The sequence below is a fragment of the Candidatus Streptomyces philanthi genome (assembly GCF_059553635.1).
Genome location: NZ_JCANQV010000283.1, coordinates 1 through 7,058, shown reverse-complemented (window position 1 = coordinate 7,058; position 7,058 = coordinate 1). Strand labels below are relative to the sequence as shown.

Genomic DNA, 7,058 nt, shown 5'->3' with positions numbered 1-7,058 from the left:
TCCGGCGGCGGGTCGGGGCCGGACGACGCGCTCCAGACCCGTCCCTCGCACGCCGGCGCCGCCGTCGCCCCGTGGCGGACGACGCTGGTGGAGCGGCCCGCGGGCTACCGCGCCGAGATGCCGTTCTGCTCCTTCGGCGGCGATGCGCGGGGGAAGGACCCGGCCCTGTTCTGCGCCCAGCGCGGCGTCCTCGCCTCCCGGCTCGACGCGGACACCGGCCGGGTCCTGTGGCGCCGTACGAGCGGCCCCGCCGGGGTGCAGGACGCGCCGCCCACCCCGCCCGTACCGTCCGGCGGACTGCTGTACGTCACCTCCGCCGACGGCTCGCGCCTCTTCGCGCTCGACCCGTCGCCCGGAGGGCACGGCGCCACCCGGTGGAGCACCGGCCTGGGCCGGTACGAGGGCGGCGCGCGGATCGTCGGCGGGCGGGTGCTGCTGACGGCCGGGGACGGCACGGTCACCGCGCTCGACAGCGCCACCCACCGCACGAGGTGGCAGCGGTCCTATCCGGGCCACCGGCTGCCCGCGTTCGCCGCGTTCGGCGACGACGGGACCGCGTACGCCGCCGAACCGTCCGCCGACGGCACCACCACCCAGGTCACCGCCATCGGCGTGGAGGACGGCACCCCGCGCTGGCGGGCACGGCTGCCCGGCTCCCTCACCGTCGCCGGAACCGGCACCTCGGGCTCGCTCTACCTCACCGCCGCCGACCCGAAGCTCAGCTTCCGTACGACGTCCGTCGTCCGCTACGACCCGCGCGGCAGGCGCACCGAACGGCTGCCGCTGGCCGCGCCGATGGACGGGGTGGCCGCCGTGGTGCGCGGCGAGACGGTGTACCTGCTGGCCGAGGGCGGTGCCCTCCGGGCCGTCGGCGCGCGGAAGTGGGACACCGAGACCTCCGTCAGCCGCGGCTCGGCCCCCGTGGCCACCGGCGACCGCCTGTACTTCACCGCTGCCGACGGCCGCCTGCTGGCCGTCGACGCCCGCACGGGCGGCCTTCTCGGCCAGACCCGCCCCCGCCTCGCCGCCGACCGCCACCACGGCTACCTGGAGTCCCTCCCCTCCCCCGTCCTCGCTCCCCACGGCTCCCGCGTCTACGGCGCGGCCCCCGACGGCACGGTCTTCGGGGCGCCGGTGCGGGACCCGGGGGGCTGGTGAGAACAGTGAGGGGCCCTGCCCGCCGTCTCCGGCAGGCAGGGCCCCTCGCGCCCGGTCCTCAGCCCAGCCGGCTCACATCGCGGACCGCGCCCTTGTCGGCGCTGGTGGCCATGGCGGCGTAGGCGCGCAGGGCAGCGGAGACCTTGCGGTCGCGGTGGCGGGGGGCGTAGACGCCGCCGAGGGCGTCGCGGCGGGCCGTCAGTTCGGTGTCGTCGACGAGGAGTTCGATGGAGCGGTTCGGGATGTCGATGCGGATGCGGTCGCCGTCCTGGACGAGGGCGATGGTGCCGCCGGAGGCCGCCTCGGGGGAGGCGTGGCCGATGGAGAGGCCGGAGGTGCCGCCGGAGAAGCGGCCGTCGGTGACCAGGGCGCACGCCTTGCCGAGGCCGCGGCCCTTGAGGAAGGACGTCGGGTAGAGCATCTCCTGCATGCCGGGGCCGCCCTTGGGGCCCTCGTAGCGGATGACGACGACGTCGCCCTCCTTGACCTGCTTGCCGAGGATCTTCTCGACGGCCTCCTCCTGCGACTCGCAGACCACGGCGGGGCCCTCGAACGTCCAGATGGACTCGTCGACCCCGGCGGTCTTCACGACGCAGCCGTCGACGGCGAGATTGCCCTTGAGGACGGCGAGGCCGCCGTCGGCGGAGTAGGCGTGCGCCACGTCGCGGACGCAGCCGCCCTCGGCGTCCAGGTCCAAGGAGTCCCAGCGCGCGGACTGGGAGAAGGCGGTGGCGGAGCGTTCGCAGCCGGGGGCCGCGTGCCACAGCTCGACGGCCTCGGCGGACGGCGAGCCGCCGCGCACGTCCCGCCCACCCGTCTCCCGACCACCGCCCCCCAAGGACGCGGCCTTGCCGCGGACGTCCCGCCCACCCGTCTCCCGACCACCGCCCCCCAAGGACGCGGCCTTGCCGCGCACGTCCCATTTTTCAAGCCAGTCGGCGAGGGAGGCGCTGTGGACGGTGTGCACGTCCTCGTTGAGCAGTCCGCCGCGGTACAGCTCGCCGAGGATGGCGGGGATGCCGCCGGCGCGGTGGACGTCCTCCATGTAGTACGTGCCGCCGGGGGCGACGTTCGGGGCGACCTTGGCGAGGCAGGGCACGCGGCGGGAGACCGCGTTGATGTCCTCCAGGTCGAAGTCGAGTCCGGCCTCCTGGGCGGCGGCGAGGAGATGGAGGATCGTGTTGGTGGAGCCGCCCATGGCGATGTCGAGGGCCATGGCGTTCTCGAAGGCGGCGCGGGACCCGACGGAGCGGGGCAGGACGGTGGTGTCGTCCTCGTCGTAGTACCGCTTGGCGATCTCGACGACCGTGCGGCCCGCGTTCTCGTAGAGGGCCCTGCGGGCGGTGTGGGTGGCGAGGACGGAGCCGTTGCCGGGGAGGGAGAGGCCGATGGCCTCGGTGAGGCAGTTCATCGAGTTGGCGGTGAACATGCCGGAGCAGGAGCCGCAGGTGGGACAGGCGTTGTTCTCGATGCGGAGGATGTCCTCGTCGGAGACGTTCTCGTTGACGGCGTCCGAGATGGCGTTGATCAGGTCCAGCTTGCGGACCGTGCCGTCGACGAGGGTGGCGCGGCCGGCCTCCATCGGGCCGCCGGAGACGAAGACGGTGGGGATGTTCAGCCGCATCGCGGCCATCAGCATCCCCGGGGTGATCTTGTCGCAGTTGGAGACGCAGACCAGGGCGTCCGCGCAGTGCGCCTCGACCATGTACTCGACGGAGTCGGCGATCAGGTCACGGGACGGCAGGGAGTAGAGCATCCCGCCGTGGCCCATGGCGATGCCGTCGTCGACGGCGATGGTGTTGAACTCGCGGGCGATGCCGCCGGCCTCCTTGATCGCCTCGGAGACGATCCGGCCGACCGGCTGGAGGTGGGTGTGGCCGGGGACGAACTCGGTGAAGCTGTTGGCGACCGCGACGATCGGCTTGCCGAAGTCCTCGCGCGCTACGCCCGACGCCTGCATCAGGGCGCGGGCGCCGGCCATGTTGCGGCCATGGGTAACGGTGCGGGACCTCAGCTCGGGCACGGTGGTCACTCCTCGGGTTTCGCGCGCACGCCCCCGCGCGGCGGAGCGTGGCGCTGCCGCGCACCGGGGGACGCCGTACATCAGCTGTGGCCGAGGGTACGCCGATGATCCAAGATCCGGACAGGGGTTCCGGGGTGTGAGACGCCCGCCCGGAGTGCGGACGGCCTCCGTACGGCGCCGCGGGCGGTCAGCCCCGGCGGCCCCGTCCCTCCGGCGCCGGCGCGGGCGAGGCCAGGTGCAGCCGGGTGAAGGCCAGCGCCTCGGCGAGGTCGGCCTCGCGCTCGGCCGCCGACATCGCGCGCCGGGTGTTCACCTCGATCACCACATGGCCGTCGAACCCGGTGGCGGCCAGCCGCTCCAGCAGCTGGGCGCAGGGCTGGCTGCCGCGGCCGGGCACCAGGTGCTCGTCCTTGTGGGAGCCGTTGCCGTCGGCGAGATGGACATGGGCGAGCCGGTCGCCCATCCGGTCGACCATCTCCAGCGCGTCGCTGCGGGCGGTGGCGGTGTGCGAGAGGTCGACGGTGAAGTGGCGGTAGTCGTCGTCGGTGGGGTCCCAGGCCGGCGCGTACGCCAGCATCTCGCGGTCCCGGTAGCGCCACGGGTACATGTTCTCCACGGCGAAACGCACATCCGTCTCGTGCTCCATCCGCCACACCCCGCGCACGAAGTCCCGCGCGTACCCGCGCTGCCAGCGGAACGGCGGATGCACGACGACGGTGGAGGCCCCCAGCCGCTCCGCCGCGCTGCGGGCCCGCCGCAGCTTGATCCACGGGTCGGTGGACCACACCCGCTGCGTGATCAGCAGACAGGGCGCGTGCACCGCGAGCACCGGCACCCCGTGGTAGTCCGAGAGCCGCCGCAGCGCCTCCACGTCCTGGCTGACCGGGTCCGTCCACACCATGACCTCGACGCCGTCGTAACCGAGCCGCGCGGCGGTCTCGAAGGCCGTCGCCGTCGACTCCGGGTACACCGACGCCGTGGACAGCGCGACCTTCGCCTCCGGAATGCGCACCACTGGCTCTGTCACGAGGGACAGCGTACGGGCCACCGCCCCGTGCGCGGCAGGAGGTTCCTCACGCCGGGGGCAGGTGGTCCAGCCGGCGCAGGATGACGCCCTCGCGCAGCGCCCACGGGCAGATCTCCAGCGAGTCCACGCCGAAGAGGTCCATCGCCCCCTCCGCCACCAGCGCCCCGGCCAGCAGCTGCCGGGCCCGCCCCTCGGACACCCCGGGCAGCCCGGCCCGCCGCCGCGCCGGCATCTCCGCCAGCCGCGGCACCCACTCCTCCAGCTTCTTGCGCTCCAGCTCCCGCTGGACGTGGAGCCCGTCGCCGGCCCGCGCCGCGCCGGCCATCCGCGCGAGCTGCTTGAACGTCTTGGACGTGCCGACGACGTGGTCGGGCGCGCCGTAGCGGGTGAAATCGCTCACCACCTTGGCGATCTCGGCACGCACCCGGCGGCGCAGCGCCCGCACCGCGTCCGCGTCGGGCGGATCGCCGGGCAGCTGGCCGTTGGTCAGCCGGCCCGCGCCGAGCGGCAGCGACACCGCCGCGTCCGGCTCCTCGTCGATGCCGTACGCGATCTCCAGGGAACCGCCGCCGATGTCCAGGACGAGGAGGCGGCCGGCCGACCAGCCGAACCAGCGGCGGACGGCGAGGAAGGTCAGCCGGGCCTCGTCCTCCCCGGAGAGCACCCGCAGCGCCGCGCCGGTCTCCTCGGCGACCCGCTTGAGGACGACCTCGCCGTTGGCGGCCTCGCGGACCGCGGAGGTGGCGAACGGGAGGACGTCCTCGACACCCTTGTCCTCGGCGATCCGCAGCGCCTCCAGGACGGTGGCGACCAGCCGCTCCACGCCCTCGTCGGATATCGCGCCGTCCGGGTCGAGCAGTTCGGCGAGCCGCAGCTCCGCCTTGTGCGAGTAGGCGGGCAGGGGGCGCGCCCCGGGGTGCGCGTCCACCACCAGGAGGTGCACCGTGTTCGAACCCACATCGAGGACACCGAGTCTCATGAGGGGAAACCTACTGCCGTGACGGATGTCCGCCGCACTGCGCCTTACGCTGGATCCGTGGCTGAGAAGAAAAAGGGGAAGCGGGACACCTCCCCCGCCAAGCACGCGAAGCGGCGCGCCGCCGAGGCGCCCGCCGACGAGGTGGGCCTCGACTTCGCCCGCGCCTGGGTCACCTTCCCCGACCCCGCGGACGACGAGCAGGTCTTCCGCTGCGACCTGACCTGGCTGACCTCCCGCTGGACCTGCATCTTCGGCAGCGGCTGCCAGGGCATCCAGGCCGGACGCGCCGACGACGGCTGCTGCACCCTCGGGGCCCACTTCTCCGACGAGGACGACGAGAAGCGCGTCGCCGGACATGTGGCGCGTCTCACGCCCGAGCTGTGGCAGTTCCACGATGTGGGCACCACCAGCGGCTGGACGGAGGAGGACGAGGACGGCGACCGGCAGACCCGGCGCTGGCAGGGCTCGTGCATCTTCCAGAACCGCCCCGGCTTCCCGGCGGGCGCGGGCTGCTCGCTGCACATCCTCGCGCTGCGCGAGGGCCGCGAGCCGCTGGAGACCAAGCCGGACGTCTGCTGGCAGCTGCCGGTGCGCCGCACCTACGACTGGATCGACCGGCCCGACGACACCCGGATCCTCCAGGTGACGATCGGCGAGTACGACCGGCGCGGCTGGGGCCCCGGCGGCCACGACCTGCACTGGTGGTGCACCTCGGCCACCTCGGCCCATGGCGCGGGCGAGCCGGTCTATGTCTCCTACCGGCCCGAACTGACCGAGCTGATGGGCGAGAAGGGCTACGCCAAGCTCGTCGAACTGTGCGAGGAACGCCTGGCGGCGACGCTGCCGATGGCGCCGCACCCGGCGGACCCGGTGCGGCGGGACTGAGGAACGCAGGGGACCCAGGGCGCTTTGCGCGGGAGGAAGGCGCCCGGAAGGCCCGTCGGCGGGAACGGTGCGGCCGGTGGTCCGCGCCGTGTGTCCCACCGCGGGCCCGGACGGTTCAGCGGGACGCCCCCGGGGCGTCGTCCGGGGAGAACGACGCCGGGGCGGGGAGCGGTGCCTCCGCCGCGGTGAGGTGCGTGAGGACGAAGGCCGGGACGGTGAGGGCGGCCGGGAGGGGCTGTGCCCCGGGCGGCTCGACCGTGTCCGTGTCCCCGGTCGTGGCGGGCAGGACGTGGGGGGTTTGCCCGCCCGGGGGTTCAGGGTCGGGCCCGTAGCCGGAGACGGTCGCCGGCGGCGGGGCCGGGTACGGGTCGCCGGACGGGGAGTGCGGGTCACCGGTCACGGGGCGCTGCGTGTCCCGCACGCGGTAGGGCTCGGCCGCGAGCCGTGGTGCGGCGGGCCGGCGCTGCGGCACGCGGTATGCCCCTCTCCGGAGCGCGGGCGGTCCGTCCCCGGTGGCGTGCTCGTCGTCCCGGGTGAGGGCCGCCGGCCTGGCCTCCCCTCTGGAGGGATGATCCGCCGTGTCCGGCCGCTCCGGCGCTTCCTGTGTGGTGAGCAGGCGGGCCGACGCCCCCGCCGGTCCGCCGTCCCCGCCCGCTCCGCGCCGGGGCATCGCGTCGGCGCTCCCGGCGTTCTCGTACGGCGCGGAGGGGCGGCGGGCGCCGTCCGGCGCGCCGGCGGGCGTGGAGGGGGCGGTCACGGTCGTACGGGCCGCCGGGGCGTCGTGGTACGCGGCCCACACGGCACACACCGGGGCGAGCAGCACCGCGGCGAGGAGAGCGGCGGAGAAGGCACGGCCGCGGAGGACGGTGTGGTCGGTGGGGGCGACGGGGAATCCGGAGCGGTCGTAGCGCGGAGAACCGTTTGCCCTGGAGGCAAAACCACGGAGGCTCCCACCGTGCGTCCGTGCGCCGCCGCGCCCTTCCACG

The 7,058-nt window shown here is 74.6% G+C and carries 4 protein-coding genes and 2 pseudogenes; 2 read left to right on the top strand and 4 right to left on the bottom strand.

The window, feature by feature from the left end:
- On the top strand, positions 1–1,158 hold a 1,158-nt coding region (locus tag AC51EU_RS24590), incomplete at its 5' end, for an outer membrane protein assembly factor BamB family protein (RefSeq protein WP_496269242.1).
- Between the two features lie 58 nt (positions 1,159–1,216).
- Here the strand turns inward: AC51EU_RS24590 and ilvD are convergent.
- The 3 genes and pseudogenes from ilvD to AC51EU_RS24575 all read right to left on the bottom strand — a co-directional run.
- A pseudogene (ilvD, locus tag AC51EU_RS24585) lies at positions 1,217–3,208 on the bottom strand (dihydroxy-acid dehydratase); the annotation flags it as partial.
- 160 nt (positions 3,209–3,368) lie between these two features.
- Positions 3,369–4,208: a sugar phosphate isomerase/epimerase family protein gene (locus AC51EU_RS24580; RefSeq protein ID WP_496269241.1), complete on the bottom strand. Its 840-nt coding sequence runs from the start codon at positions 4,206–4,208 to the stop codon at positions 3,369–3,371.
- Positions 4,209–4,254: 46 nt separating this feature from the next.
- Entirely contained in the window at positions 4,255–5,187 is a 933-nt protein-coding gene (locus AC51EU_RS24575; RefSeq protein ID WP_496269240.1) for a Ppx/GppA family phosphatase, read from the bottom strand.
- A gap of 57 nt (positions 5,188–5,244) precedes the next feature.
- Between AC51EU_RS24575 and AC51EU_RS24570 the strand changes: the two genes are divergently transcribed.
- The gene (locus AC51EU_RS24570; protein WP_496269239.1) at positions 5,245–6,072 is read left to right on the top strand and encodes a DUF3109 family protein; all 828 of its coding nucleotides are present in this window, start codon (positions 5,245–5,247) and stop codon (positions 6,070–6,072) included.
- Between the two features lie 115 nt (positions 6,073–6,187).
- Here AC51EU_RS24570 and AC51EU_RS24565 read toward each other — a convergent pair.
- Positions 6,188–7,058 (bottom strand): annotated as a pseudogene (locus AC51EU_RS24565) (hypothetical protein); the annotation flags it as partial.

What these genes read in the sequence shown, in the direction of transcription:
- AC51EU_RS24575 (WP_496269240.1), bottom strand. Translation starts at nt 5,187, where the DNA reads ATGAGACTCGGTGTCCTCGATGTGGGTTCGAACACGGTGCACCTCCTG.